The sequence below is a fragment of the Shewanella sp. UCD-FRSSP16_17 genome, from assembly GCF_001675935.1.
Classification (GTDB): Bacteria; Pseudomonadota; Gammaproteobacteria; order Enterobacterales; family Shewanellaceae; genus Shewanella; species Shewanella japonica.
The window spans coordinates 515,890-542,348 of record NZ_LZFV01000013.1 but is presented as its reverse complement, the minus strand read 5'-3'; the positions used below and the strand labels follow the sequence as shown (position 1 = coordinate 542,348).

The following is a 26,459-nucleotide window of genomic DNA, read 5'->3' as shown; positions in this document are numbered from 1 at the left end:
AAACCTTGTCAGCTTTACCCTGCTAAGTTCACACTTCACCCACCCGTTCATCAAAAATCATAGTTAATTTTTGCGATGTATTTTACCAGTGTCTTTGCATTAATATCCTTACCATATCGGCTATAACTGATGTTGGGATTACTGTGCCCTACCATTTGTGCCACAATATGTTCACTAACATCTAATTGCTTCATTTCGTCTATAAAAGTGTGCCTAAAACCATAAGACGTTGGCCGCTGGTTGGCTCTCATGCCTATTTGGGTTTGTAATTGAGCTAACTGTCTGCAATAGGTTTTTGACCAATGGTCATTGCTGCCAACTGGCTGGTAGGTAAATAGTTGAACATGCTGCTTTCGCTCCTCTACAAACGTTAAAAAGCCTTGTGCTATTAAAGCTGAATGTAATGGTACTATCCGCTTTGCATTGAGGTTTTTCAGTCTTTGCTTTTTGCCGCTGTCATTAATGCAAATACACTGCACGCCTTCAATAAGCTGTATATCTGTGGATTTAAGCTGGCAGGCTTCAGACGGCCTTAACCCTGCATAAAGCATTAACTGCGATACCCATTTAAAATCTGCTTTTGCTTCGTTGAAATGAGGGCTAGTAAACAGCTTCCTCAGCTCAGTATGAGACCAGCGTTCTCTGGCTTGATTTACTTTTACTTTTGGCTTTTGTCCAATAGATACATTTTCAAAAGGATTTTGACTGCAATAATTCATAAGCTGACACCACTTAAAAAACTGAAATACTGCTGCCAAGTATTCTTTATTGCTTTTATAGCTGCGACCTTGAGTGAGTAAAGCATCACGGTACTTCATTGCATCACCAGTACAGATGTCATTGACACAAATACGTTGATTGCTTTTTGATGACCGGTTTGCTATTTCAGGCATCATGTTGATGAAATGAAGGGTTCGCTGTTTAAGCTGTTTTATAGATAACGGCCTCATATCTGTTTTCTGCTTTGAAACAACAAAATCTGATAATGCATCATCAAGGGCTATAACAGGCATGGCTTGAGCTACAGCTGTGGTTTCACGGTGCTCATACAGCTTTGTTTCTCTGATGGGGATGTAAACCCTTTTAGGTGAAGCGCTACTGGCAGGGTTCCCTTTATCAAACTCAGTACGAATCTCGTTAATCACTTCATCTACATATCGAATAAAGTCATTTATACGCGTTGTGTGGTCTATGGAGTTAATGATTCTTTTCAGTGTGCCAGCAACATCAATGTTGCGAATGACAGCCTCTGCTCTGTCAGAGGTAAATAGCGACACTTTAACATCAAAAGGAAAGCCTTTATCACGAAGTGACTTGGCTAAACAGATACGTGTGAAATACACATTATTGGGGGCTCGATAAAGGTACATTGTCTGAGTCAATCCTCTCAGAAAGCCTTTCCGAAATCAAAAACAAAAAAAGCCGTTGATAATCAACGGCTTTTTTCGTATTTAATATGGCGGAGAGATAGGGATTTGAACCCTAGATGGGCTACAAACCCATGCCGGTTTTCAAGACCGGTGCATTCGACCACTCTGCCATCTCTCCGAACGCCGTGAATAATATAAGTATCAGCGGTCATTGTAAACCGTAAATTTTGAAAAATTATTCAAATGGTCATCAAATCGTCTTTTTAGATAATAATTAACCAAAACAAACCCACATTACGCAGTTAACCACGCCAATAAATAGGCTTATTTAAAATCGGTAACGATTGTTATACGAATCATTTCAGCCATATGACGATGATATGACGACATAGTGTGCTAAAATCGCAATTAATTATTTCTAATACTTGTAGCTATGACCACAACTTTGATCCCGACGTCGCAACTTGCACCTCAATTCACTTTACCTCAGTCTTTACCGAGTACCGTTTACTTAAGCCATTTGCTATTGGGTCAAGAGCGAGCTGTCGAAGCTTTTCAGCTAATGACTAAGCTTGAGAATCAACATCTATTCTTGGCTGATTATGCGGGTATCGATCGTCAATTATTAATAAAAGCGATTGTCGAGCAAGCTGATACGCCATCTGACTCCTATTTAGTGGCCAGCAAAACACCCACTGAGGATTTGGATTTTAGTTTTCGATGGCAAACAGCATTGCCTGCAGCATCAGTTGGTATTATTGCAAGCCAAAATAAGTCATATCATTACCTCAGTGGCTCTATTCGCCGCGCTGAACTAATCGGAAGAATGGTTAAAACAGACAAGTCTAGCCAATATAAGGCAGGGATATTAGCCAGTCACCATTATGTATTCATCGACGTAGAGTCATTATGGAAGCGCGAAGGGCTTTGGGAATTTGTGATGCAAATTCTCCAAGATAATTGCTACAAAATTAACAGTGAACTTGCCCCTATTCCACTTAATTGTAAAATCATTTTAGTGGGTAATGCTAACTTATTCAGTCATTTGCGTTCTGAAGATCCGGTATTTTTAAAGTACTTCCCTTTACTGGCTGAACTCAATTCAGAATTAGATCTAACCCAATACTCTGAAGCCCAATATTTACAGTGGTTACATAGCCTCGCAAAGCAAGTCGACGTTACATTAGAAACTTCAGCCCTAATGACGTTATTTTGGCATAGTGCAAAGCTCACTGAACACCAACAACGCTTAAGCCTATCAAGCATTTTATTATCACAATTAATGCTCCAAGCAGCGAGTTATACAACATCAAAAACGGTCAGCGGCACGTCAGTTACCAAAGCCATAAAACAAGCTAAACGTCGTCACGAAACCTCTGAGCTTTATGCCGCTCAAAACTTTGCAGATAATTTCATTAATTTGCAAACATCAGGTGAGATGATAGGCCAAATAAACGGATTAACTGTGGTCGATACCGACGATGCAAGCTACGGTGAGCCAGCCAGAATTACCACAACAGTTCATTATGGTGACGGCGAAGTTATCGATATTGAAAGAAAATCTGAATTAGGCGGTAACATTCATACTAAAGGCATGATGATCCTTTCAGCCTCTTTGTATCGTATATTCGGCCGCGATGCGCCATTACATTTGAATGCCAATATTGTATTTGAACAATCCTATCAAGAAATTGATGGTGATAGCGCCTCACTAGCAGAATATTGCTGTCTAATGTCAGCAATTGCGGAGCAACCTATTAATCAATCGATTGCAGTCACTGGCGCACTTGATCAATTTGGTAATGTCCAAGCAATTGGTGGGGTGAATGAAAAGATTGAAGGTTTCTATCGCTTATGTTTACAACGTGGATTAACCGGCGAACAAAGCGTCATTATTCCAAAAGCAAACGTGTTACAACTGAACCTGTCTCCTGAAATTATTGAAGCGGTTGCAAATGGTAAATTCCACATTCATGCCATTGAGCATATGGATCAGGCCATCAGTTTGTTAATGGACATTGAAGCAGGCCAGAGAAATGAAGACAATGATTTTCCTGAAAAATCTCTTTATGGTTTAGTTCAGCAGCGCTTAGAAAAAATGGCTGGGCAAGATGAAGAAGAGATTGAACCGTCATTTTTACAACGAATTTTAATTAAATTACGGATAATCTAGTGATCGGAGTTGTTTAGCTTACACGTGTTCGCTATCTTGTCTGCCTATTCTCGAATAAGTGGTAATTTTTAAATGGTAAAAGCTAATAGTTTCACAAAAGAAGAGCTAATCGCTTGCGGTAACGGTACCCTTTTTGCGCCTAACTCACCTCGCTTACCTGTTGATAATATGCTGATGATCGACAGAATTACCAAAATTAATGAAGATGGCGGTGAATTTGGCAAAGGCGAAATCGTCGCTGAACTCGATATAACACCTGAGTTATGGTTTTTTGATTGCCACTTCAATGGTGATCCCGTTATGCCTGGTTGCTTAGGTTTAGATGCCATGTGGCAATTAGTTGGTTTTTATCTCGGCTGGGAAGGCGCTGAAGGTAAAGGCCGTGCACTGGGTGTTGGTGAAGTTAAGTTTACTGGTCAAGTATTACCAGATGCCAAAAAAGTCACTTACAAGTTAACTTTAAAGCGTAAAATACATCGTAAGTTGGTTATGGGAATTGCTGATGCAACAATGGAAGTTGATGGCCGCGAGATTTATTCCGCTACAGATCTAAAAGTCGGTATTTTCAAAGATACATCGACTTTTTAAGCAAACTTTTAATTGTCCGTGAATAAAAGTATCTAATCAGTTTAAAGACACTTTAGCTGCCAATACTGCTTACTCAGAGCAAATATGATAAAGATATAGGTTGATACTACTTTAAAGCCCTCAACATCGTTTGAGGGCTTTTTTAATATGTGTTTCCTTACTATTTGTTAAACAATCCACTTAACCTGCCGTCAACACCTTCACGCCACCCGCCTAGCCATTGTGATTTAGAATCTAAAGTGCCATAAGGACAAATTTCTTTCGAACGTCCAGCAATGCCTGCTTGGAATCCTTTAGAAAAAGCTCTATCTAGTCGATCTCTTTTTTGTCTTTTCATTAACACATCCTCGTTTTGTTAATTAAGCTTTTGGGTCGATAAATACCAAAGCTTCATCATTAGGAATAGGCGCTTTTTTAGACAAGATCAATGTCGATTTATGACAAATTTATGGGATTTTAATTAACGTATTGAGAAAAAACAGAAAAAAAAATCGAGGAAAAAACCTCGACTTTTTGTTCAAAAAATGCTCAAGCTAGTTTGCTTTTCGACGACGTAACCAAAGCAAAGGTAAACTGAACAACCAAGCCCAAGATGAAGCACCTTTACGCTCATATGGCTCGTCTTCAACTAAGTCAGACTCAGTACAGGCTTCTTGATTTCCTGCTGCTGGCTTAAGTACGACCATACGCGTTAAGAATGAAGTAACAGGATCGCCATTACCATCAATCTCAAATAATGGTGTACCGTTCTCACCCAAAATCAAATTACCATCAGTATCATATTGGTAAACTGGTTTACGAACAAAAGCAGTACCAACAATCGTACCTTCTTCATTGATACTGTTTGCTTCTACCACATAAAACTCAGAACCATAGGTAAGAATAGAGCCGTCACCATCAATCACTTCAATTGGGTGACGTGACCAGTTACCGTCTTCATCTTGTTCATAACCTTTTGACTCACAGGTCAAATTGTCATTGATATTGATAAATTCATTATCATTCATGTTAAACAAGAAGGCAGCTTTCGGACGTGGCTTATCTTTATCATAAGTCACTTCAATATTACCGACGACTTGTCCGGCATTGTTAATCGACTTAGGCTTGCTGGTTAGATCTGAGATGCCGTCTTGAAAGTCATCAGGAATAACAATTTCTGCGCCTGGATCATTAATATCGTAATAGAAAAACTTTTCACGTAAGTAGCCACTGATGTATTTTTGTAAGCTACCAATCACGATACCGTTATCGTTAATATCGTATGCAATAGAGCTATAAACTGTATCACTGAAAATATCTGGATCAATCCAGTTATATTGGTAGTCACCATTGCTATCTTTTTGCCAGTAGGCAGCATCCTGGTACAAGTCATCTTCTTTACCATTACGGTATGTATGAGAGCGACCGACGACCACACCATCATTATTGATACCTAAACCTTGAGCAATGTAGTTCAGTGTTGAATCTTCATCTGGTGTTAGTCCCAATGGAAGTTCTACGATGTTATCTTCAGGTATCGTATTATCAGCTTCAATTTGCCATACATGTGCACGTGTTTGGTAAGAAATATTACGTGTACCGTTTGATGGGTATTGATCTGCCTGAACACAGATTTCTACTGGAACTGGAAACTCAGCATCTTCGTTTTGGCTTGCGTCGATACAATCATCGATACGACCTGCACTGTACTCAATGATATCAGTACTTGCATAACCTGCGACTAGGTTATTATTGTTAACGGCAGCTGCTGCTGACCAACCACCTAGCTCAACAACAAAGTCATCTTCTTCACGAACATAAGTTTCGTATGAAGGGACAAGTTCAATCTCAGTACCGTCTGCGGTCACAGCCACGCCACGCAGTTCAAAATCTCGGTAATACCAAAACTCTTGATCTTCGTCAGTGCCTTCGTAATCAATGGTTTTTTCTGGCGCTGTGTATGAACCCACTTTCACTTCTGAATCGTTCATACCATAAAAATAAGTATCAACAGAGTTAACCACTAACTCGCCTTCATCATCAACTTCTGTTGGTGGTGTTGTACCATTAATGCTGTAAAAGTTTGGATTCCATGGAGACTCAGGGTCATTTTCTTCCGCAGTGAAAGTGAAGTTATTCGCCACAATCGGTAAAAATACCGAATAGACAATCGCTTCTTCAGGCGCAATACCATCTTCAACGTCAATAACATCATCTTCGTCTTCGTCATCAACAGATAATTTCTTTTTACCTTTTGATACGCCAACTAATTCATTATTTGCATTAACAGCTAATGCATAACCACGGCTGGTTCCGTCAACATTTCCTTTGAGATCAAAATCTTCAATATTAACGATTTCGTATACGGGTGCTGCTTGAACACTTCCTATAGCGCCTAGCACACTCAAGGCAACGACTGATAATGCCTTATCAAACTTCGACTTCATTTTAATTCCTATTGTTATTATGCGCTTACTTCAATGACTCGAGTTCTTCCCAACGTTCAAAGCAAGTGTCCAATTCCTGTTCTTTTGTTGCCAACGCTTGTAACACTGTGTTGACTTTATCTTGTGGTTGGCTATAAAAATCAGCCGAAGCCACAGTATTTTGTAACTCTTCTACTTCTTGCTCAAGCTTCTCCATTTTGGCGGGTAATTGATCTAACTCCCGTTGAAGCTTGAACGATAATTTTTTCGGTGCTGCAGCAGCCACTTTCTTCGGTTTTTCTTGCTTAGTTTCTGCAGGTGCTGATGGTATGACAACAGATGTTGCTTCAGGTTCCTCAGAATAAAATTTAGCGCCTTGAGAAACTGCATCATTATAGCCGCCAACATATTCGTGCCATGCACCATTACCGGCAAACCACCAACTACTGGTGACCGTATTATCAATAAATTCACGGTCATGACTTACAATCAGTAAGGTACCTTCAAAATCCGTTAGCAAAGACTCTAACAATTCTAGTGTCTCAACATCAAGGTCATTGGTTGGTTCATCAAGAATAATTAAGTTTGCAGGTCGTAACAGTAAGCGCGCTAACAATAACCGGTTTTTCTCACCACCAGATAAGGCTTTTACTGGCGTCCTTGCTCTGGCAGGTGAAAACAAGAAGTCTTGTAAATAGCTCAAAATATGGCGGTCTTGGCCATTAATGGTGACAGTACTTTTACCGTCGCCAACATTTTCTTCCACTGTTTTTTCAGGATCTAGCGCTTCACGATACTGGTCAAAGTAAGCAACCTCAAGTTTAGTGCCGACTTTAACTTCACCAGATTGTGGCGTTAACTGCTCAATCAATAACTTAATCAAGGTTGATTTACCACAGCCATTAGGACCAATCAGTGCAATTCTATCGCCGCGCATCACGGTTGAACTGAAGTTTTTAACTAAGTCTTTTTCAGGTAGGTTGTAATTTACATTTTTAATGTCGAAGACTAACTTACCTGAACGCTCTGAGTCACTGACATTCATCTTAGCGTTTCCTTGACGATTTAAGCGTTCACTTCGCTCAACTCGTAAGGCTTTCAACGCTCTTACTCGGCCTTCATTACGGGTACGACGAGCCTTAACGCCCTGTCTAATCCACGCTTCTTCTTCTGCTAGTTTCTTATCAAAATGAGCATTTTGTTCAGCTTCAACACGTAACCACTCTTGCTTACCTTCAAGGTACATTTTGTAGTTACCAGGCCAAGATGTGACAACCCCTCGGTCAAGGTCGACAATCCGTGTTGCCATGCGGTGAATAAATCCACGGTCATGGCTCACAAATACAATGGCGCCTTTAAAACTTAATAAAAACTGCTCAAGCCATTCAATGGTGTCAATATCAAGGTGGTTAGTTGGTTCATCAAGGAGCAATAAATCTGGCTCGCTTACTAATGCACGAGCTAATGCGACCTTACGTTGCCAGCCACCAGATAACTCATTAAGTGGCTTATCAGGGTCAAGCCCTAGCAGTTCGCAATTCTGTTTAATACGAGAATCTAAGTGCCAGCCATTGTTATGATCAAGTGACTCTTGTAAACGAGTCATTTGATTAAGCATTTTTTCCATCGCATCAGGATCGGCGGTTGCCACATCATGTGACAATTGGTGGTATCTATCTAATTGTTCACCAATCTCTTTAAGCCCAGCTGAAATATACTTATATACTGTACCCGTTTCTGCTTTAGGCGGGTCTTGCTGTAAGCGGCTAACATTGACATCAGAGGCAATATTGAATTCACCATCATCGAGTAATACGTCACCAGACAATACTTTCATTAAACTCGACTTACCTGCACCATTTCGGCCTACAATACAAACACGCTCACCCGGTAAAATGGTAAAGTCTGCGTTTTTCAATAATGGTGTGTAACCATACGCTAAAGAACCATTATTAATACGAACTAAACTCAAACGACGCTCCTAATAAAATCAGTTAGCTGTGACTCATCAAATGGCCAAAACAGCTCTTTATCACCCACAGATACCACTGGAATTGACACGCCATAGCGTGCAGCGAGATTTTCATCATCGCAGATATCAATATGTTGATAATGAATACCTAATTGCTCAACCAGGGCCTGAGCAATTTCACACAGATGACAACCATCTGTGTGATATAAAATCAAATGACTTTCTGTTGTTTTGCTTTGCAAACGATACCTCTTTGCGTCTATTTATTTAGCGTAAGGAGATTTTGCATGCGTAATTAACCACGTGTTATGGATATGCGGGTTGCGCTTATAATCCATTGGCAAGGTTTGGCTATCGATATTTTTAATATCCATTTTGTACTGGCTTAATAAATCGATGTCCATCTTAAACTTACGCTTGTTATTAGAGAAGATGATCTCACCATTTGGGCTAAGTAACTTAATTAAATCAACCAATAAAGCGGCGTGGTCACGCTGAACATCCCAACTGTCTTCCATTCTTTTAGAGTTGGAAAAAGTCGGTGGGTCGATGAAAATCAAATCAAATTGCTGGTCGCAATCTTTAATCCATTGAATGCAGTTAGCTTGTTCAAATTGGTATTGTCTAACATTGAGATTATTAAGCTCAAAATTCTCTTTTGCCCAAGCAAGATAGGTATTAGACATATCGACAGTCGTTACCGACTTAGCACCGCCAAGTGCAGCATGGACTGACGCCGATCCCGTATAAGAAAACAAATTCAATACACGCTTGCCAGCAGATTTCTCGCCGACCAATTTACGCGTTAAACGATGGTCTAAAAATAGGCCTGTGTCTAAATAGCCAGTCAGGTTTAACTTAAAGCGCGCATTATATTCTTGGGTAATAATCTCAAGCTTTTGCTCATCAAGTTTTTGGTATTGATTAGTGCCTTTTTGACGCTCACGGGTTTTAAGGGTAACTAAATCAGGGTCAATACCTAACGCAGCAGGAAGCGAAAGCAATACATCAGTAAGACGACGTTTGGTAACAGCCTCTGGAATACTGGCTGGCGCTGAATACTCCTGAATCACAACGTGATCGACATATTTATCAATAGCAACGTTATATTCAGGTAAATCGGCATCATAAATACGGTAACTATCGATACCCTCTTTTTTCGCCCATTTAGTTAGTTGCTTCATATTCTTTTTAATACGATTAGCAAATGCTGGCGAAATATCAGCAATATCGACACCTTCTGGCAATACAGGCGCTTCACGACGGGTGCTTTTAGCATGTAAAGTGTACAAGTTAAAGCCACACTCTAATGCACCATTAAACATCTTCATTTGTTTATCAGCTTTAAGCTTCAAGGCTGACAATAATTCGATGTCACTACATAGCATGGCGATTTTCCATCCGCCAAAGTCTTTTTTGAACTTATCACCAAGTTGGTAATAAAGTTGTAATAACTCAGTGATGCTACCTAATCGTTCCCCGTAAGGCGGATTAGAAATTAAAAAACCTTCAGTAACTGGTGGGGTGACATTCAGCGCATCTGAAACGGAAAATTCGATCAAATCAGCGACACCGGCATTTTCAGCATTTTTCTTAGCTAATGCCACTAAGCGAGAATCGATATCAGATGCAAAAAACTTCACTTGGCAACGGGTCTTGCCCAAAGAAGCACGTGCTTTAGCTTCCTGTAGTACGGCTTGCCAAACTGCGTCATCATGACGTTGCCAATGCTCAAACCCAAAACGTGCACGTTGCAAACCAGGGGCGATATCTGACGCCATTAATGCCGCTTCAATGACGACTGTTCCACTACCACAAAATGGGTCKAGCAAATCCGTTGGCTTGGCTTGCCAGCCACTACGGGCCAACATATTCGCTGCTAGATTTTCTTTTAGTGGTGCTTCACCTGTTGTGGCACGATACCCACGTTGATGCAATGAAGGCCCAGAAAAGTTAATCGATACTGTTAATTGATTATTTCTAAAGTGAGCGTCAATTCTAAATTCAGCATTTAACCGTTCAACGTCAGGACGGCGCTCGCCATCATCACGAAAACGGTCAACGACTGCATCTTTAATTTTTAATGCACCGAATTGCGTATTATTGATAAAGCCACCCGTACCATGGAAGTCGATACTGAATGTACTCTTATTAGAAAAATGCGACGGCCAACCAATACAGTAAGCTGCGTTATAAAGTTGCTCGGCTGACTCACAAGCCCCTTTATAGATAACCACGACAATGCGACTCGCTAGTCTTGTCCACAATGTAATTCTATAGGCAAGCTCAAGTGGAGCAGAAAAATATACGCCCGCAACGCTTTCCTTAACATCAGTAGCACCAAACTCTTTAAGCTCATTGGCTAAGCTATATTCAAAACCCTTAGGGGCTGCAGCAAAAAAATTTAACATGGAATTGGCAGTCATCATCTCACAGATATAATTAAGTCGGCATTATATACCTAATCAAGAGTTCAAGTGAGAAAATGTGGTTGAATTGGATAAATACTCCTCTTTTTAAGACAATTTAATTCAAATTGCCTCACCAAATGGGTCATTCTCACTAATAAGTCGTTCCCTTAGCCCAAGTATCGCTCGGTCAATAGGCAAGCGACTCAGAATAGAGATAGCGGATTTGGCGATTAAAACGACTGAATGTGACTAAAATATCGATTTATGCTCATTAACCCAGCAAACGATCATAAAATTGTCATTATGACTTGCCAAGTACAGCTTAGGTCGTTATAGTTCGCCCCGCTTAAACGGACGCGGGATGGAGCAGTTTGGTAGCTCGTCGGGCTCATAACCCGAAGGTCGTTGGTTCAAATCCAGCTCCCGCAACCAATTTTGTAATGGTATCAATTGATTACCAATATAATGATGGCAACAAGGTATTATAGCTAAGCTATATCGCACTGTTTAAGCAAGATAGTTTATATTCGGACGCGGGATGGAGCAGTTTGGTAGCTCGTCGGGCTCATAACCCGAAGGTCGTTGGTTCAAATCCAGCTCCCGCAACCAATATAACCACTATCATTATTAAGTACGGACGCGGGATGGAGCAGTTTGGTAGCTCGTCGGGCTCATAACCCGAAGGTCGTTGGTTCAAATCCAGCTCCCGCAACCACTTAATAACAAAAGATAAAAATCGGACGCGGGATGGAGCAGTTTGGTAGCTCGTCGGGCTCATAACCCGAAGGTCGTTGGTTCAAATCCAGCTCCCGCAACCAATTTTATCAATACCTATCTTATTTAGTTATTTCCCCTTGTTATACTTCTGTTTATTTCTTAGTTTGTTATTACAATTAAAGAATTTAATTTTTGATATCTACCCAGTTTATGTATCTATCTCTACGCTTTGCTATCGATTGCGCACATATTCAATGCTCGTGAAATATCTTCTATCAAGTCTTCTACGTTTTCCAATCCGACAGAGATACGCAATAGATTATCGGTAATGCCAGCAGCAGCTCTGGCTTCTGGGGTATATGGCGAATGAGTCATAGAAGCTGGGTGCTGAATTAACGACTCTGCATCTCCTAAACTGACAGCAATAGTAAATAGTGACAAACTATCGACAAATTTGATTGCCTGTTTGATGTCTCCTTTTATTTCAAATGCAATCACCCCGCCCGCACGTTTCATTTGTGAGCCAAGAAATCCATGACCTTGATGAGACTTAAGCCCTGGATAGAACACCTTTGCTATAGCTTGATGCTGATTAAGGTATTCAGCTAATATCTCTGCATTATCACAATGTCTTTGTAATCGCACATCTAAGGTTTTTATTCCACGCAAAATCAACCAAGCATCATGTGGCGAAAGTACGCCACCAAAATCTTTTAAAATCTCATACTTCAATTTGTGGATATGCGCCTCAGAACCGCACACTATTCCGGCAATAACATCACCGTGACCATTTAAATATTTTGTGGCACTGTGGATAACCATGTCGACTCCCATGTTAATAGGCTGCTGTAACAATGGCGTCATAAAGGTGTTATCGACAATCGTAATCAGGTTATTGGTTTTGGCGATATCGACGATGGCGCTCAAATCGAACACTTGTAAGTGAGGGTTCACTGGGGTTTCACAAAATAATAATTTGGTATTCGGTTGAATGGCCGCTTCTATGGCTAAAAGATCACTAAAATCGACGAAGGTTGTTTCAACCCCAAAACGGGTTAACTGACTACTTAGTAAAGCGAAAGTACAGCCGTAAATCGCGTTTGAGGCAATGAGATGATCACCTGATTCCAAATGAGTCATAAGCGATGCCGATACTGCAGCCATCCCAGACGCACAGGCAGCTGCTTGTTCAGCCCCCTCTAACAAAGCCATTTTACGCTCTAACTCATTGGTTGTCGGGTTACCTAAACGAGTATAAATGTATCCAGCTTCATCACCCGCAAAGCGGGCTCCTCCTTGCTCTGCATTATCAAAAACGAATGTCGCACTTTGATATAGTGGCGATACCAACGCCCCAAGCGCATCTTTCTCGTGCCCTGCGTGGATGGCTAATGTGGCTAAATTCCATGGTTTATGCATCTTTTTCTCCCTTCTTACCCATTCATTAGAATTGTGATTGGTGTGGGTAAGTCAAACTCAAGATACATGTGCTGATAAATTAGCCAATGCTAAAACGACTTTTTGATACCTTCAAACTTGTAAAGCCAAGATTACGAAAATCCGCAAGCCCTTTAATCAAGCCTTTTCCACACCTCCTCTTCAACGAGATCTTCACCATCGTATCTTTGTGTATGCCACTCATTTTCTTTTAACATAAATAAAAAGCGATAGGACTCTCCTGGCTTCACCCCAAATGAGCTCAACGTCGGAAACTCGGTATATTGATTATTAATTAATTCGTAATGACCACTAGCACTTGCCCAAAATGTCTTTTTCCCGCCCTCTTTTTTCATTGTCGTGAAGCTAAAGTGCGTTGCCGACACAAGTTTAATAGCAGATAAATTAAGTGTCTTATAATCAACCCATTGTTTATTCTCATTGAGGTACTTGCCATCAAACAGCGCCCAGCTACCAATCAAAGGATTATGAAGGGATTCTTGCTTAGGCTGATTTTGGCCTATTGCTAAAGGCATACTTGTTAGCATGATGCAAAACAGCCCCAAAACCTTAAAGTTTTTAGCCTTGGTTAGACGCCCTATTTGACGATATAACTCAGTGAATTTAATGTTCATCTGCCAGTATCCATCCAATTGCATGTAATTTAGGTACGATAAGTCCCTCTATAACAATGCGTTAAAGTAATACCGTTATGATAATCAAGTTACACTCGGCGTATAGCAGACATAAGTCTATGTTTGGTTTGCAAACTTAAGTCATACTAAAGAAAAATTATTCACGCACTTAAGGTTATCGTGATGCAAAAACAGACTGAGAAACAAAAAATGTTAGCTGGCCTGGCATATGATGCGTGGGATGAAGTGCTTCTAGCTGCAAGAAATCAGGCAAAATTAATGTGTCATCAGTTTAATCAACTTAGTCCATTGGATAACGATAAACGCCAAGCGATGCTAAAAACATTACTTAATATCACTGGACACTGTCATATCGAAGCAAACTTCTTCTGTGACTATGGCACTAATATCACCATCGGCGATAATTTTTATGCCAATCATAATTTGGTTATTTTAGACGTCTGTGAAGTCAAAATAGGAAGCAATGTTATGTTTGGCCCTAACGTTATGTTATCAACGGCCACACACCCGATTGATCCTATTGCACGCCGCAATACTGAATTCGGAAAGCCGATTACGATAGGAAATGATGTTTGGTTAGGCGGAAATGTTTCTGTATTGCCAGGCATTACCATTCACGATAACACTGTGATTGGTGCAGGAAGTGTCGTGACTAAAGATATCGCCGGCAATGGTGTGTATGCCGGCAACCCTTGTCGTTTTATCAAACCAATCGCTTAGCACAATGTGGTTCATTGGCTCAACTTATTGATTTTATTTAGTGACAATTAACATAAGACTAAAGCGACTGCTTTAGTCTTATCATGCCTTCATCAATACTGATTAGCGCTTGATACCCAAAATCGTTTTTTGCTGCGCTAATATCAAAGTAATGACTGGTTGATAATTGCCTTGCTACAAATCGTGTCATTATCGGTTCTTGCTGTTTCTTTAAAAGGCCATATATGCCTTCTAATACCACTCCTGCTGCATAGGCAACCCCTGCAGGTACTCGTTTTTCAACGGGGGGGATATCAACACAAGCTAAAATTTTATTGAGCATGTTAGCCATTGTTATTGGTTCATCATTACTCAAGAAGTAGGCTTTCCCAGCACAGTTTGCTTGATGACTTAACTCTACAGCGGCAAGAATATGTGCAAATGCAGCATTATCGACAAAGATCGTATCAACTAACTTATCTTGCTTGCCTACTAGTTTTAATTTGCCTTTTTTAGCACGCTCAATCACCCTTGGAACCAAGTGCGGATCCTCAGGCCCCCAGATTAAATGAGGTCGTAATGCTGTGGTTTTGAGTTCTTTGCTATCTGCATCAAGAATCATCTTTTCTGCTAGCGCTTTTGAGTGGCCATAATAATTTAAAAATTTAGCCGCATATGGCGCTGATTCATCAATTCCTGCTTCATCTTCACCAGCAAAAGTCACACTTGGGGTACTGGTATACACAATACGGTCTATTTGGTGGGCTTTACTCGCTCTAATGATATTGGCGGTGCCATTAACGTTAGGTTCAAAATAACTATCTCTAGTTCCCCAAACACCGGCTTTTGAAGCAACGTGAAACACGAGATCGCAGCCTTCCATAGCGTTAACCACTCTATCATAATCAGCAAGATCACCTTTAAACATCTCAACACCCATTGCAGTGAGTTCAGGGTAATCACCACGGGCAAATCCTACGACCTCAATTTGCGCGGCGCGCAGACGTTTACAAATACTCTTGCCTAGAAAGCCGCCCGCTCCGGTAACAAATGCCTTGTTTGCCGTTTGTTTAAGTGCTGCTAATGCCGTTTGTTCTTGAGGCAGTAAATCAGTTAATTGAAGCTGAGCGCTATTTACTGAGGTCATTGAGTTCGCTTCCAAATGAGTTAAGGGCTTATTTTCAATTTGAATCACTTACGCTTCCTTCCATTGTGCTTGTGCCCAAACTGCCAGCTTTTCGCGAAATATTTTTGCATTATGGCGGACATCAACAGGAAAATCAGGATGAATAAGGAATCGACTGATCCCCACGGTCTGAGAATGCTTTTCAGCGATTGCTAGCAGGTCACTATAGAGCATTTTACTATCCGAACAGGCGAGGCCTTTATCTAGTTCAATACACAACAAAGGCAAAGTTTCACCGTTTATGTTGACAGGAACAAGTGCAGAACGTTTAACCTGCGGATGGGTATTAAATACTCTTTCACAGGGAATAGAAAAATAACGTTTTTTATCTGTACCAGTTTGGTCAACACGATGCGCCTTGCGGCCACACATCCATAACTGCCCTTTTTCATCAATATAGCCAACATCGCCCATTCTATGACGAATATGCTCACCATCTGAGATTTTAGCAATTGCAGTTGCACTTTCACGATGATAATAACTGCGGCTCACCATGGGACCTTTTACCACAATTTCACCAATGCTACCGCTATCAAGCATCAAGTTATCATCCCACTGTTTAAGCGGGTTTTCTGTGATATCAATAATCGCAATATCAACACCTTTAATCGGGTGACCCACACAAATTCCTAAGCCGTTATCTGTTGCCTCTGTGGTCTCAAATAACGCCGAACTCGGCATCATACTAATGGGTAACGACTCGGTAGCACCATAAGAGTTTAGCACTTCAACACCGCTATTCAGCATGTGACTGAAGCGCTTTATCGAAGCTATTGTTGCTGGGGCGCCAGCTGAAATTACGCGTTTAACGCTAGGTAATTTATGCTGTTTAGTCTCACCTGCTTCACCTAAACGCTCCAATAAAGCTGGGTTAACAAACATATTTGAACATTGATACTTTTCAATTGCCGCAAACAAGTAATCAGGGGTGGCGGTAATCGGTTTACTGGCATCCATAGCTGGCACAATCGATGCCATTCCAAGCGCTGGACCAAATAATGAAAATAACGGAAATGTCGCTAGGTCTCGCTCACCAGGCTTAATGCCATAATCATGTTTCAATGCTTGAATTTGAGCTTCAAACATCTCGTGACTATAAACCACCCCCTTTGGGGTGCCAGTGCTACCACTGGTAAACAATATCGCCGCCATGGCATCTTTTGCCAATGCAGCAATGGGATAAGGTGCAGAGGCCGTATTTTGGGGTAAGTCATCTATCGCCTTTGCCCCTGCCAAAAAGCATGCGACCCGACTGCCTCCCACATTGAGGCATTGCTTAACTGAGCCTTTACCCCATCCAAGAATGCGCCTTGCAATATTTGCCTTCGTAATACCGATAAAAGCATCAGGTTGCGACTCTTCAAAACATTGTTTTAGATTTTTTACGCCCATTCCAGGGTCAACCAGAATGGGAATAATTCCTGCTTTGAATAAGGCAAACGTCAGTACAAAAAAATCAATACTGGGCGTCACCATTAATACCGCTTTCATTCCAGCTGTAATACCATCGGCATTTAAGCGATAAGCCATTTCATCGGATTGCACATTTAGCTGGTTAAAATCGACTTCTTGATATGACAGTGTCGATGATGCCGTTTGCACGGCAACGGCAAGCTCTGTTGGAAAGTGAACAGCTGCATGCTGAAGGTGCTGACAAATATTGGCCGAAGGTAAAGTCATAATGTTGATGTCATCTTATTGGGGATACCTGTAACCACTGAAGTATCTCATTAATGTATTAGTTATCTCTTAAACCTATAGAGTATTCATTTTAATAAAAAAGGGCATTGTTAAAATGCCCTTAGATACTACAACGTTCAATATTTTATGGATTAAGATTGAGGTTGCTCGGCCATAAAATGTTGGATTAAGCCAATCACATCTTCACTGGCATCTTCTAAAATATAATGGCCACAATCATCAAACTCACGTACTTGGGCATGAGGCATATGTTGACGCCATTTATCAAGAAAATGCTTGTCGAATACAAAGTCCTGTAAACCCCAACAAATCAAAGTCGGTACATTCGAGAACTGCGGTAAGCTATCAGCAATACTAGAAACCAAATCATAGTTTCTGTCTTCTGGTTTTAATGGAATATCTTGCACAAACCGTAAAGTCGAAATACGATTTTTCCAGTTATTAAACGGTGCAACGTAGGCTTCTCTTACTTCTTTTGGCATTGGGTTACGTTTAACGCCTACGTATGATGCAATTGAAGAAAATGCGTTAAAGCCACGAACTAAAAAAGTACCGAGAATAGTTTCACGACACACCCAAAGTGCCCAAGGAAACGGCTTTGATTCTGGCAAATGGAAAGCCGCTGTATTTAAAAATACTAAACGCTTAATTCTGTCAGGGTAACGAGCAGCATAGCCCATACCAATCATTCCGCCCCAATCATGAACAACCAAGGTAATGTTGTCTTTTACGTCTAGATGATCAAGTAAAGCTTCCAAATCATCAATACGATTTTTAAGCGTGTAGTCATAATCTGGATCGTCAGGTTTATCAGACAAACCACAACCGATATGATCAGGCACGATACACTGATGAGTCGGGCTTAATGCACCCACCAAATTACGGTAATAATAGCTCCAGCTTGGATTACCATGAACCATAACAACAGGCTCACCTTGACCTTCGTTGACATAATGCAATTTATTGCCATTACGGTCTAAGAAATGGCTATCAAAAGGTAATAAATTCTCTAACATGATGCTTCCTAATCTTTTTTTATTAATCCTAAATACACAGCTAACGAACTACCACTTGATGCCAAGCATCATACAGTTGAGTCCGCTACCTATTCCTAGGAAGCTCACTTGATCGCCAAGTTTTAAAAAACCTTGATCATGGGCAATTGCAGCAGTGACAGGCAGCGAAACGGTGCCCATATTGCCTAAGGTTTCATAAGTAGGGAATTCTTTTTCATGCGGGATATTAAGCGCATTTAAAACTTGTTTGCGGTTTGAAGCACCGACTTGGTGACAAATCACTTTATCAACTTGTTCGACTAACCAATCACGTTGGGTTAAGAAATGCTCCCAAGTGTGTTTAGCTAAGTCGACACCTTCTTTAAGTAATGTGACAGCGTCAGTTCGCATAAACTCACGATACAGCTTCTGGCTCGTCTCCTGTAGCCCCCACTGACATAGCTCGTGATGCTCTGGTGCCGATAAATGACTTGCACCTAACAATTGATGCTGACGAGTGTTTTTAAGCGGCAGGCTTCCATCGGTTAAAATGACGGCAATGGCACCTGAACCACCTGTTAGCGTGGCAAGAGATTGGGCAAAGTTTTGCATAGTTGGGTCTGACAACATGTTATCAATCGTCACCTCAACAATGTCACGTGCAGATTCACACGATACCACCATACCCGCTTTGATTTGGCCTAACTCAATACGGTTTGCMATATCTAAGATACCTGACAGCACACCTAAGCAGGCATTGCTAATATCATAAATCGCTGTATCTTTTGATACGCCAAGCTCTGCTGCAACTCGACAAGCCGTAGCTGGCTCATGTTGGTCACGACATACGCCGGTATAAACCACTGCACCTAAGTCGCTAACACTAATGCCTGTCTCATCGACCGCTTTTCTGGCAGCACAAAGTGCCCCATCAGATAAACGATAACCTTTCGGCCACCAGCGGCGTTCTTTAATACCGGTTAATGCGGCTAATTGCCCCATCGGGATACGAAACTTTTGATAAAGCGGCGCAAGGCGAGATTCTAGGTCTAGACTTGACACCACTTGGGGTGCAAGTTCATAAGCCATACTATTAATAAAAACGCGGGAATATTTCATGAAACCGTATCAATCGCTCACTTTAAGGTCGCTATCAGCAACCGAATTTATTGGTATTTGTTATTAACCCGCCATTTGAACAAGAAAAATCTAAATATTCAATACAAAACCACTTTACGGGCCATTTAAATCTACTTCAATGAGACATGAATACAGAAAAAACAGCCAAAAAAAATCAGAATTAATACTAAACCATAAAATTTTACATTAATAAACAGTAGGTTAAGCTAGCATTCGAACAAAGAAGTCTGCTATGGCTGCTTTTTAGCCTGAATTAAACAATTTCTGGGTGTAATACTGTTTGCACAGAATTCAAACATCTCAACCTGATAACCATGTTGTTCTAAAAAGCACACTCTATCTAATAATAACCACTGCTCTATTATTAGACGAAATAGGTGCGCGACGAGATCGATTCGACGCGTTAATGCCTGTCTGTGCTCACCTTTGATAAGATAGTCATCAAAATCAATTGACCCGTTAAGTGCAACGCCTTTTTGATTGGCTGCCCATCGACAAAACTCATCAAAGCTTGCGGATAATTGACTGCGTTTTACGCTGGGAATGGGTAAATATCGACCGCTACCAGTGATGTCTCTTTGTAAAGAATCAAACCCCAAGCGCCAGCTTATTTCTTGATGACGTAATAGTTGCTGCTTTGGGTTAGCAATAACACTTTGCTGTAAAGGCAACTGCAAGTCATGACGTGAAAACGTTAACCCCGAGTCTTTAGCTACATCAGATAGTGCCTGATAGTGACTTGCTTGGATTAAATGATAACAACAAGGCGAGAATGAAATAGCGCGAGTCGACGCCTGTACAGCTAAATCAATCAGCCTTACATGCAAATCACCACAGGCATGCAACGCAACCGCATGCTGTTTATTAATTAAAGGGCTATTCGCTATTTCAAATACATCAGTGCAAGTAAACGTTTGGGGTAAATGCCATTTATCAGCAAAGGCTTGCCCTTGCTCACATAAGCTTTGCTGCCATTCTAAGCTGGTTACCTTTGTCGCTTTTTTCTTCGCTAAATACCGCCCTAAATGCCCCTTCCCCGCACACCATTCAAGAATGGGTAAATCATCCGCAGGAATAAAGTGAGCAAACGCAGTAATTTGTTGCCATTTGCGCCCTTTGATATGCGCGCTAAAATGACTAAGCTCGCTTTCAGTTAGTCCCTGCTCAGCAACCTTGTTTTGCATTTGATTAACGCTAACTTCAACCTGAGCTTTTACCTTACTGGTGAGTAGTTCAAATAAGCCATCTATGCTCAAGTTATTTGAGGCTAAATCAAGCTGTAAGCTTGGCAATAAACACTCAACTAAAGCAGTTTGATCTGCGTCTATTGTATCAATTTCACTGTCATCAATTTGCCAAACTGCTTTCGCCAGCGCTGGGAATTGTGTCTCCCAAGGTAACTCGGCACACTCAAAAGCCTGCACTTGCCACAAAGGGGTAAGTAACAATAAACAATCGCTTCGAATCGATAACTGCTCACTGAAAGTTAGACGATGAGTTGCAGATGTATTTACTTTAGCAATAGACAATATTTCACCTTGTTAATTGTTAACTACCGAGTTGTTCTTATTGGTCGCCATTCGTTTACCCAACCAAACACCTAAACCGAGTGGTGCGAAAAATACTGTAATTAAAAACAAAATGAAATACACAATGACACTCTTAATGGTTTCTGTGATCTGTTGAAACACTAATTCGACGGTTTTATGGCTTAATGCATCTAAATCTTGAACTGCCGCAACTCGCTCATCTGCAATCATTTGAACGAGAGCTTCCCGCTCGTGAGTAATGATTAACGCCAATGAAGCACGCTCTTTAGATAACTGCATTAACTTATCATCAGTCACTTGACTTAACTGTTCAATAAGCGGGCTTAGTTCCGTGCGCATATCAGCGGCAAGCTGTGTCATTAACTCAGGGGTTTGCTCCATTAATGCTTGAAATTTAACGGTAGTTTGACTGATATCTGTCAGTGCCTTTTCAACATCTGCCGCATTAACATCAGAATGTAACGCATACAGTTCGGCTTTCCAGCCCAAGATTTTCGGCATTTGTTGGGTTGTCATCGCCATACGATCTGACATGTCACTCATCACTTCAGGCATAGAGCCGAATGTGGTTATCGCTTCAAACTCAGATATATTACTAAACTCAAGCCAATCATTAAAAGCTGAGGTTCGGCTAAACGTCAAATCACTGATTGGGTTTTTAGCTACGTATTGCTCAACAAATTTCTGATGCTGTTTAAAATTACTCACATTAAATCCCTTTGCCGTTTTAGCAAATCGAGCCGATAGATGTTGACTCGCTTCAATAGCAATATGCTGATGCTCCCCAAAAACCTCGCGTCCCGCACCAGTTGTAAAATAGTGGTTCATTTGCTCAGTAAACACCCAAGTATCAATCATAGCTGCAATCGGGGATGCCTGAAAAATGGCGCGTTGTAGGCTTTGCTCTGAATAAATTTTCCACATCAGAGTATTAGATTTTATTGCCACATCATCCGTGTCATTAGCAATTAAATCTGCGCTGGATTCAACCTCTGTATAAAAGTTATAGCTATATTCACGGCTGAACATACGCATATTAATTTGCTCTTTAGGCAAGGGCTCTACGCCACTTTCAAGCTTAACCTCCAATAAAGAGCAGCCTGTTAATACGCTGACGCTCACTAACAACAATAACACTTGAACCAAACGGTTAACGGCTGAACTTTCCCATGTATTCATGGTATTCTCCACACAAATAAGCAGCAAAACAACAAACAAACACCAACAGTTACCCATAGCTTGCCTTACAAATGAAACACTTGTGACACAGCTACAGGTTTAATTTAACTATCTGATATATATAAAATAAATATTATCGAGACTAGTTATTTTTACATTTTCTGTCTAGGGCTAAATGCTATTTGGCTCAGTAGAATTCAGGTTTATTAATTCAGTATAGGATGTTTATATGCACTCTCCTTGTGTCGCTAAATGCGGTCTCAATGATGACGACTTTTGTATGGGATGTTTTAGGCATATCAATGAAATTGTTGGCTGGGGCAAAGCAAGTGAAGAAAGACAACAACAAATTTGGGCGCAATTACCTGAGCGAAAAGCGGTGATGAAAGGAGGCAATAACTTTCAAACTATCAGTCGTGAAAAATGGCTGGCTGCCGAAGGGAAATTAGATTAGTTCAACATGCTGCTTGCAATAAAAAAGGTTACCCCACGGGTAACCTTTTAATATTCAGATGAATGATGCTTAACGTATTAACGCAACATCACTTTTTCATCATTGATTTTAAATCTGCAAAAGGGTTGTATGTTGCCGCCTCTTGCTTCACTTCAGTCGTACTGCCATAACGAATTAACTCCTCAAATCGAGAATGCTCATTATCATGGCAATATAAGCATAATAATTCCCAATTAGAGCCATCTGATGGGTTGTTATCATGGTTATGATCAACATGGTGCACAGTTAATTCAGACAAATTTTTATGAGTGAACTCTCGAGTGCATCGACCACATACCCAAGGGTATAATTTCAATGCTTGCTCACGATAGCCTTTTTCACGACTCGCTTTATATTCTCTTGCTTCAGCGAGTACTTTATCTAATTTACTTTGCGTACCTGACATCGAGTTTCCAACTTTTGATAATTAAATATGAGTGACTAACGCTAAATCGTTGTCAAAAAATTACCCCAAGGATAATCTCAGTTATCCATTGGGGCAATGGTTTCTATCACAAACGCATTTAATACAGCTTACATTACCGCTAAAGCCAATATGACTACTCTGTCACCAACTCAGAGTTCGACAAATGTAAATAGTGTAGATAACGTTCATATTGATTAACAATATCTGCAATGATTTGCTCTTGGGTGTACCCCATAACATCATACTGCTGACCACCGTGCTCTAAAAACACTTCAACACGATAATAGTCTTGTTCGCTATCAAACAACTCAACATCCGCACCATTCATATTAAACGCACGTAACCGCAGCCCATAAGCAAATGGCAGAGTATCATTATCTTCATTACCGATAACCAACCTGACACGTTGCTCATCTTGGGTGATTACAGCAGCGATATTTTTTTGCAAAAATATTTGCTTCACTTGGTCAAGACCAGGCTTGGCGATGTTATCTAAAAACTCTTGTGCATCTTGATGACTCGGCTGAGATATAAGCACATCAATGCGATCTTTCCAACTCATATTCGCTTTAGCAAATTGCACACTGGTATTATGAGATTGGACACTGTTTATCTTCAAATAATCATCTTGTAAGGCTCTAAACAAGCCGACACACATTAATAGCATAACAATTAAAAACGGCATTGCACTGGCTATTGCCGCAGTTTGTAATGCTTGTAACCCACCCGCAATTAGCAGTACCGATGCAACAACCCCTTGTAAAATTGCCCAAAAAATTCGTTGCCATACTGGTGCACTATTGTCGCCACCAGATGTAAGGTTATCAATCACTAACGAACCTGAGTCTGACGACGTAACGAAAAATGTCACCACTAAGAACACGGCAATAACCGATAAGATGTTCGAAAATGGTAAGTGTTCAAAGAACTTAAATAGCGCTACTGAAACGTCACTTGAAACAGCATCCGACAAATAGGTTGCACCATGATTCATTACAGCATCGATTGCGGTATTACCAAATGCCGTCATCCATAGGAAAGTAATCCCTGATGGAACAAATAACACCCCAATCAAAAACTCACGAATGGTTCGTCCACGGCTTACTCTGGCAATAAAGGTACCGACAAATGGGGACCATGATATCCACCAGCCCCAATAAAGTAGTGTCCAACCACCAATCCAATCTTCTTTTTGATCGTAGGCATATAAGTTAAATGTTTTACCCACAATATCACTTAAATAGCCGCCAGTGTTTTGCACAAAGGCTTGCAATAACGCAATTGTCGGGCCAAGTAAAAGCACAGCAACTAAGAGTAACAAAGCTAACCCTAGGTTTAACTCGCTGAGCCTTTTAACGCCTTTATCTAAGCCTGAGAACACCGATAAAGTCGCCACGCCAGTGATGGCAATAATCAATATCACTTGGACAGTGATATTGTTTGGCAATCCGTCAATTAAATAGCTTAAGCCAGAGTTGACTTGCAACACACCAAAGCCTAATGAGGTCGCGACACCGAACATAGTGCCTAATACAGCAAATGTATCAACTGCGTGGCCGATTGGACCATATATGCGCTCTCCAATTAACGGATAAAGCGCAGAGCGAGGTAATAGTGGTAACTTATGTCGATAAGAAAAATACGCCAAACTTAACGCCACAATGGCATAAATCGCCCAAGCGTGAATACCCCAATGAAAGAAGGTAATTTTCATTGCTTCTTTTGCGGCTTCTATGGTTTCAGGGCTGGTATCAGGTGGCGCAAGAAAATGCATCACAGGCTCAGCCACACCAAAGAACATCAAGCCAATTCCCATACCAGCAGAAAACAGCATGGCAATCCAGCTTTTGTAACTATAGTCTGGGACGGCGTGATCTGGACCTAACTTGATATCACCAAAACGGCTCATCATAACGAACATGATAAAGATGATAAAAATTGCGACGCCTACGATGTAAAACCAACCAACTTTAAGTTGCAGCCAAGACTGAACCGTTTGGAAAAAAGCTGCGGATTGCTGTGGCCAAAAAGCACACAGGAGAACCATCATAGTAATAAGGGTGACAGACGAAAAAAATACAGGCGGATTTATACTAGCCTTAGGTAACATTAATACTCCTAGTTTGGAGTGAAAAGATATCTAAGCTAACCTAAGCGCTAAGTCGTTCAAAAATCTATTTGTCGAACTTAATGCTTTGATTAACTTATAAACTAACCTTCACAATAGCACAATCTAATGGATGTTTTTGTCTTACAGCACACGCTTTAAGCAAAAGTTTACCCACAGTTAACAACTGTCAGGATTAAGATACAGATAAACACAGATCTATAACATTAAATTTGCTCTGCAAGTCAATGTAACAGCAAGCCCTGAGACTAACATTTTGAGTTGACTGTAAGATGTAAGTACTTAGTGATGAGGATGTCGTGCTTTAAGCAACAGGATTAATGACGAGTTTTCAGTAAGCTCAGGGGCAGTCCATTTATCCCTGAGCGACTTAATATGCAATCATCGACGAAAATAGCATCTATTAGCTTTATCCTTGCTCAAGGCCGCTCGCAATTAAATGCGTATTAAGACTGGTATGTAGTTTAGCTTAATGGTTATTGTCGCTATTTTTAGCCTCAAGCTCACTGTCTACTAATGTGTCTTTGGCACTGTCTTTAATAGGCCTTTTAGCGTTAGTGGCTGTGATTGATTTTGCCGAAATTCCTGCGGTTAAATTAAAGCGCATCGCATCTTCAAACGACCAATCAACTTCAATTAAATCTTCTCGTTTAACTAAACTCGTAACACCAGCCATTTGATAACTCAGCTGAAATAAAACCGGTACCCAATCCCCGTCTGGTAGCGCGTCAGTTAATGGTTTAGGCGCGGTTTGGTTCATAATAAAACCAACAACATAACCATCGTTTGCCTGTTTAATCAGCACGGTCTTTTGGTTTTTTGGCTTACCATCGCTTTTCATTAACCCTGCAATATCACGAATACTGCCATATACCGACTTAAACAAAGGAAATTTCATTAATTGCTGTTCAAGCCATGAATATAACCAAGCAAACGGACTAAACGAGAATAATAACCCCGAGATAAAAACCAATACTGCAACCAGGATAAAACCTGTGCCAACAAAAGCGTTGTCCAGTTCGACAATATCAAGCAAGAAATGACCTAAGCCATCTAAAGAGATAAATAAAGACCAGAATAACCAAAGGCTGAGTACCATAGGTAACAGATTAGTTAGGCCTCTAGAAAGGGTGTTTTTCATTACGTCCACGCAAATAGAAATCAGGACGAAAATGGTAGCACACAATGCTCATAAGCCATGACGTATATTCATCATAGCTAAAGGAGCAAAG

21 protein-coding genes and 5 tRNA genes are annotated in these 26,459 nt (G+C 40.7%); 8 read left to right on the top strand and 18 right to left on the bottom strand.

Annotated features, from left to right (window positions below; all coding sequences use genetic code 11):
• Positions 1-50 precede the first annotated feature (50 nt).
• On the bottom strand, positions 51-1,382 hold the full coding sequence (locus A9267_RS11380; RefSeq protein ID WP_156669145.1) for a site-specific integrase: 1,332 nt from the start codon (positions 1,380-1,382) through the stop codon (positions 51-53).
• Positions 1,383-1,457: 75 nt separating this feature from the next.
• Positions 1,458-1,548: transfer RNA gene (locus tag A9267_RS11375), tRNA-Ser, on the bottom strand.
• 255 nt (positions 1,549-1,803) lie between these two features.
• Between A9267_RS11375 and A9267_RS11370 the strand changes: the two genes are divergently transcribed.
• Positions 1,804-3,543 carry an AAA family ATPase gene (locus A9267_RS11370; protein WP_065109212.1) on the top strand — a complete coding sequence of 580 codons (1,740 nt, stop codon included), beginning with the start codon at positions 1,804-1,806 and terminating at the stop codon, positions 3,541-3,543.
• A 72-nt stretch (positions 3,544-3,615) separates the two neighbouring features.
• Positions 3,616-4,131: a bifunctional 3-hydroxydecanoyl-ACP dehydratase/trans-2-decenoyl-ACP isomerase gene (gene fabA, locus A9267_RS11365; RefSeq protein WP_055022980.1), complete on the top strand. Its 516-nt coding sequence runs from the start codon at positions 3,616-3,618 to the stop codon at positions 4,129-4,131.
• Between the two features lie 160 nt (positions 4,132-4,291).
• Here fabA and rmf read toward each other — a convergent pair whose 3' ends face one another.
• The 5 genes from rmf to rlmKL form a co-directional block, all read right to left on the bottom strand.
• Positions 4,292-4,468 (bottom strand): ribosome modulation factor, encoded by a 177-nt coding sequence (gene rmf / locus A9267_RS11360; protein WP_055022981.1) that lies wholly within the window; start codon positions 4,466-4,468, stop codon positions 4,292-4,294.
• 196 nt (positions 4,469-4,664) lie between these two features.
• A complete protein-coding gene (locus tag A9267_RS11355) occupies positions 4,665-6,557 on the bottom strand; it encodes a DUF3466 family protein (protein ID WP_065109211.1) in 1,893 nt (630 codons plus the stop codon).
• A 25-nt stretch (positions 6,558-6,582) separates the two neighbouring features.
• On the bottom strand, positions 6,583-8,508 hold the full coding sequence (locus A9267_RS11350) for an ABC transporter ATP-binding protein (RefSeq protein ID WP_065109210.1): 1,926 nt from the start codon (positions 8,506-8,508) through the stop codon (positions 6,583-6,585).
• Positions 8,505-8,750 carry a glutaredoxin family protein gene (locus A9267_RS11345; RefSeq protein WP_055022984.1) on the bottom strand — a complete coding sequence of 82 codons (246 nt, stop codon included), beginning with the start codon at positions 8,748-8,750 and terminating at the stop codon, positions 8,505-8,507. Before A9267_RS11345 ends, A9267_RS11350 begins: the two co-directional genes overlap by 4 nt.
• A gap of 21 nt (positions 8,751-8,771) precedes the next feature.
• Positions 8,772-10,919 carry a bifunctional 23S rRNA (guanine(2069)-N(7))-methyltransferase RlmK/23S rRNA (guanine(2445)-N(2))-methyltransferase RlmL gene (rlmKL, locus tag A9267_RS11340; RefSeq protein WP_065109263.1) on the bottom strand — a complete coding sequence of 716 codons (2,148 nt, stop codon included), beginning with the start codon at positions 10,917-10,919 and terminating at the stop codon, positions 8,772-8,774.
• A gap of 355 nt (positions 10,920-11,274) precedes the next feature.
• Between rlmKL and A9267_RS11335 the strand changes: the two genes are divergently transcribed.
• The 4 genes from A9267_RS11335 to A9267_RS11320 all read left to right on the top strand — a co-directional run bounded on the left by A9267_RS11335 (position 11,275) and on the right by A9267_RS11320 (position 11,737).
• Positions 11,275-11,351 (top strand) — tRNA-Met (locus tag A9267_RS11335).
• A gap of 100 nt (positions 11,352-11,451) precedes the next feature.
• Positions 11,452-11,528 (top strand) — tRNA-Met (locus tag A9267_RS11330).
• Positions 11,529-11,557: 29 nt separating this feature from the next.
• Positions 11,558-11,634 (top strand) — tRNA-Met (locus tag A9267_RS11325).
• 26 nt (positions 11,635-11,660) lie between these two features.
• Positions 11,661-11,737 (top strand) — tRNA-Met (locus A9267_RS11320).
• A 121-nt stretch (positions 11,738-11,858) separates the two neighbouring features.
• Here the strand turns inward: A9267_RS11320 and A9267_RS11315 are convergent.
• Both A9267_RS11315 and A9267_RS11310 read right to left on the bottom strand, forming a co-directional pair.
• The gene (locus tag A9267_RS11315) at positions 11,859-13,055 is read right to left on the bottom strand and encodes a trans-sulfuration enzyme family protein (protein WP_055022985.1); all 1,197 of its coding nucleotides are present in this window, start codon (positions 13,053-13,055) and stop codon (positions 11,859-11,861) included.
• Positions 13,056-13,207: 152 nt separating this feature from the next.
• Positions 13,208-13,708, bottom strand: a complete 501-nt coding sequence (locus A9267_RS11310) for a hypothetical protein (RefSeq protein ID WP_231919084.1) — start codon at positions 13,706-13,708, stop codon at positions 13,208-13,210.
• A 183-nt stretch (positions 13,709-13,891) separates the two neighbouring features.
• Here A9267_RS11310 and A9267_RS11305 point away from each other — a divergent pair, with 183 nt between their 5' ends.
• Complete coding sequence (locus A9267_RS11305) at positions 13,892-14,449, top strand: sugar O-acetyltransferase (RefSeq protein WP_065109209.1); 558 nt, start codon at positions 13,892-13,894, stop codon at positions 14,447-14,449.
• Between the two features lie 58 nt (positions 14,450-14,507).
• On the opposite strand, the gene oleD is transcribed toward A9267_RS11305, so the two are convergent.
• From oleD to A9267_RS11275, 6 genes are all read right to left on the bottom strand, one after another.
• Positions 14,508-15,575 carry a 2-alkyl-3-oxoalkanoate reductase gene (gene oleD, locus A9267_RS11300; RefSeq protein WP_065109261.1) on the bottom strand — a complete coding sequence of 356 codons (1,068 nt, stop codon included), beginning with the start codon at positions 15,573-15,575 and terminating at the stop codon, positions 14,508-14,510.
• A gap of 48 nt (positions 15,576-15,623) precedes the next feature.
• On the bottom strand, positions 15,624-17,294 hold the full coding sequence (gene oleC / locus A9267_RS11295) for an olefin beta-lactone synthetase (RefSeq protein WP_065109208.1): 1,671 nt from the start codon (positions 17,292-17,294) through the stop codon (positions 15,624-15,626).
• 152 nt (positions 17,295-17,446) lie between these two features.
• Complete coding sequence (locus A9267_RS11290) at positions 17,447-18,331, bottom strand: alpha/beta fold hydrolase (RefSeq protein ID WP_055022989.1); 885 nt, start codon at positions 18,329-18,331, stop codon at positions 17,447-17,449.
• A 48-nt stretch (positions 18,332-18,379) separates the two neighbouring features.
• Positions 18,380-19,429: a 3-oxoacyl-ACP synthase III gene (locus tag A9267_RS11285; protein ID WP_065109207.1), complete on the bottom strand. Its 1,050-nt coding sequence runs from the start codon at positions 19,427-19,429 to the stop codon at positions 18,380-18,382.
• Between the two features lie 251 nt (positions 19,430-19,680).
• Entirely contained in the window at positions 19,681-20,979 is a 1,299-nt protein-coding gene (locus A9267_RS11280) for a methyltransferase (protein ID WP_247663119.1), read from the bottom strand.
• Between the two features lie 12 nt (positions 20,980-20,991).
• Positions 20,992-22,179, bottom strand: coding sequence for a chemotaxis protein (locus A9267_RS11275; protein WP_065109206.1), 1,188 nt, complete (start codon positions 22,177-22,179; stop codon positions 20,992-20,994).
• 229 nt (positions 22,180-22,408) lie between these two features.
• On the opposite strand from A9267_RS11275, the gene A9267_RS11270 reads away from it, so the two are divergent.
• Positions 22,409-22,633 (top strand): DUF1289 domain-containing protein, encoded by a 225-nt coding sequence (locus A9267_RS11270; RefSeq protein ID WP_055022991.1) that lies wholly within the window; start codon positions 22,409-22,411, stop codon positions 22,631-22,633.
• Between the two features lie 88 nt (positions 22,634-22,721).
• Here A9267_RS11270 and A9267_RS11265 read toward each other — a convergent pair whose 3' ends face one another.
• From A9267_RS11265 to A9267_RS11255, 3 genes are all read right to left on the bottom strand, one after another.
• Entirely contained in the window at positions 22,722-23,078 is a 357-nt protein-coding gene (locus A9267_RS11265) for a YajD family HNH nuclease (protein ID WP_055022992.1), read from the bottom strand.
• Between the two features lie 154 nt (positions 23,079-23,232).
• A complete protein-coding gene (locus A9267_RS11260; RefSeq protein ID WP_065109205.1) occupies positions 23,233-25,209 on the bottom strand; it encodes a BCCT family transporter in 1,977 nt (658 codons plus the stop codon).
• A gap of 487 nt (positions 25,210-25,696) precedes the next feature.
• Complete coding sequence (locus A9267_RS11255; protein WP_082972339.1) at positions 25,697-26,368, bottom strand: DUF502 domain-containing protein; 672 nt, start codon at positions 26,366-26,368, stop codon at positions 25,697-25,699.
• Between the last annotated feature and the right edge of the window lie 91 nt (positions 26,369-26,459).

What these genes read in the sequence shown, in the direction of transcription:
- A9267_RS11370 (WP_065109212.1), top strand. Translation starts at nt 1,804, where the DNA reads ATGACCACAACTTTGATCCCGACGTCGCAACTTGCACCTCAATTCACT.
- fabA (WP_055022980.1), top strand. Translation starts at nt 3,616, where the DNA reads ATGGTAAAAGCTAATAGTTTCACAAAAGAAGAGCTAATCGCTTGCGGT.
- rmf (WP_055022981.1), bottom strand. Translation starts at nt 4,468, where the DNA reads ATGAAAAGACAAAAAAGAGATCGACTAGATAGAGCTTTTTCTAAAGGA.
- A9267_RS11355 (WP_065109211.1), bottom strand. Translation starts at nt 6,557, where the DNA reads ATGAAGTCGAAGTTTGATAAGGCATTATCAGTCGTTGCCTTGAGTGTG.
- A9267_RS11315 (WP_055022985.1), bottom strand. Translation starts at nt 13,055, where the DNA reads ATGCATAAACCATGGAATTTAGCCACATTAGCCATCCACGCAGGGCAC.
- A9267_RS11310 (WP_231919084.1), bottom strand. Translation starts at nt 13,708, where the DNA reads ATGAACATTAAATTCACTGAGTTATATCGTCAAATAGGGCGTCTAACC.
- A9267_RS11305 (WP_065109209.1), top strand. Translation starts at nt 13,892, where the DNA reads ATGCAAAAACAGACTGAGAAACAAAAAATGTTAGCTGGCCTGGCATAT.
- oleD (WP_065109261.1), bottom strand. Translation starts at nt 15,575, where the DNA reads ATGACCTCAGTAAATAGCGCTCAGCTTCAATTAACTGATTTACTGCCT.
- oleC (WP_065109208.1), bottom strand. Translation starts at nt 17,294, where the DNA reads ATGACTTTACCTTCGGCCAATATTTGTCAGCACCTTCAGCATGCAGCT.
- A9267_RS11290 (WP_055022989.1), bottom strand. Translation starts at nt 18,331, where the DNA reads ATGTTAGAGAATTTATTACCTTTTGATAGCCATTTCTTAGACCGTAAT.
- A9267_RS11275 (WP_065109206.1), bottom strand. Translation starts at nt 22,179, where the DNA reads ATGAATACATGGGAAAGTTCAGCCGTTAACCGTTTGGTTCAAGTGTTA.
- A9267_RS11270 (WP_055022991.1), top strand. Translation starts at nt 22,409, where the DNA reads ATGCACTCTCCTTGTGTCGCTAAATGCGGTCTCAATGATGACGACTTT.
- A9267_RS11265 (WP_055022992.1), bottom strand. Translation starts at nt 23,078, where the DNA reads ATGTCAGGTACGCAAAGTAAATTAGATAAAGTACTCGCTGAAGCAAGA.
- A9267_RS11260 (WP_065109205.1), bottom strand. Translation starts at nt 25,209, where the DNA reads ATGTTACCTAAGGCTAGTATAAATCCGCCTGTATTTTTTTCGTCTGTC.
- A9267_RS11255 (WP_082972339.1), bottom strand. Translation starts at nt 26,368, where the DNA reads ATGAAAAACACCCTTTCTAGAGGCCTAACTAATCTGTTACCTATGGTA.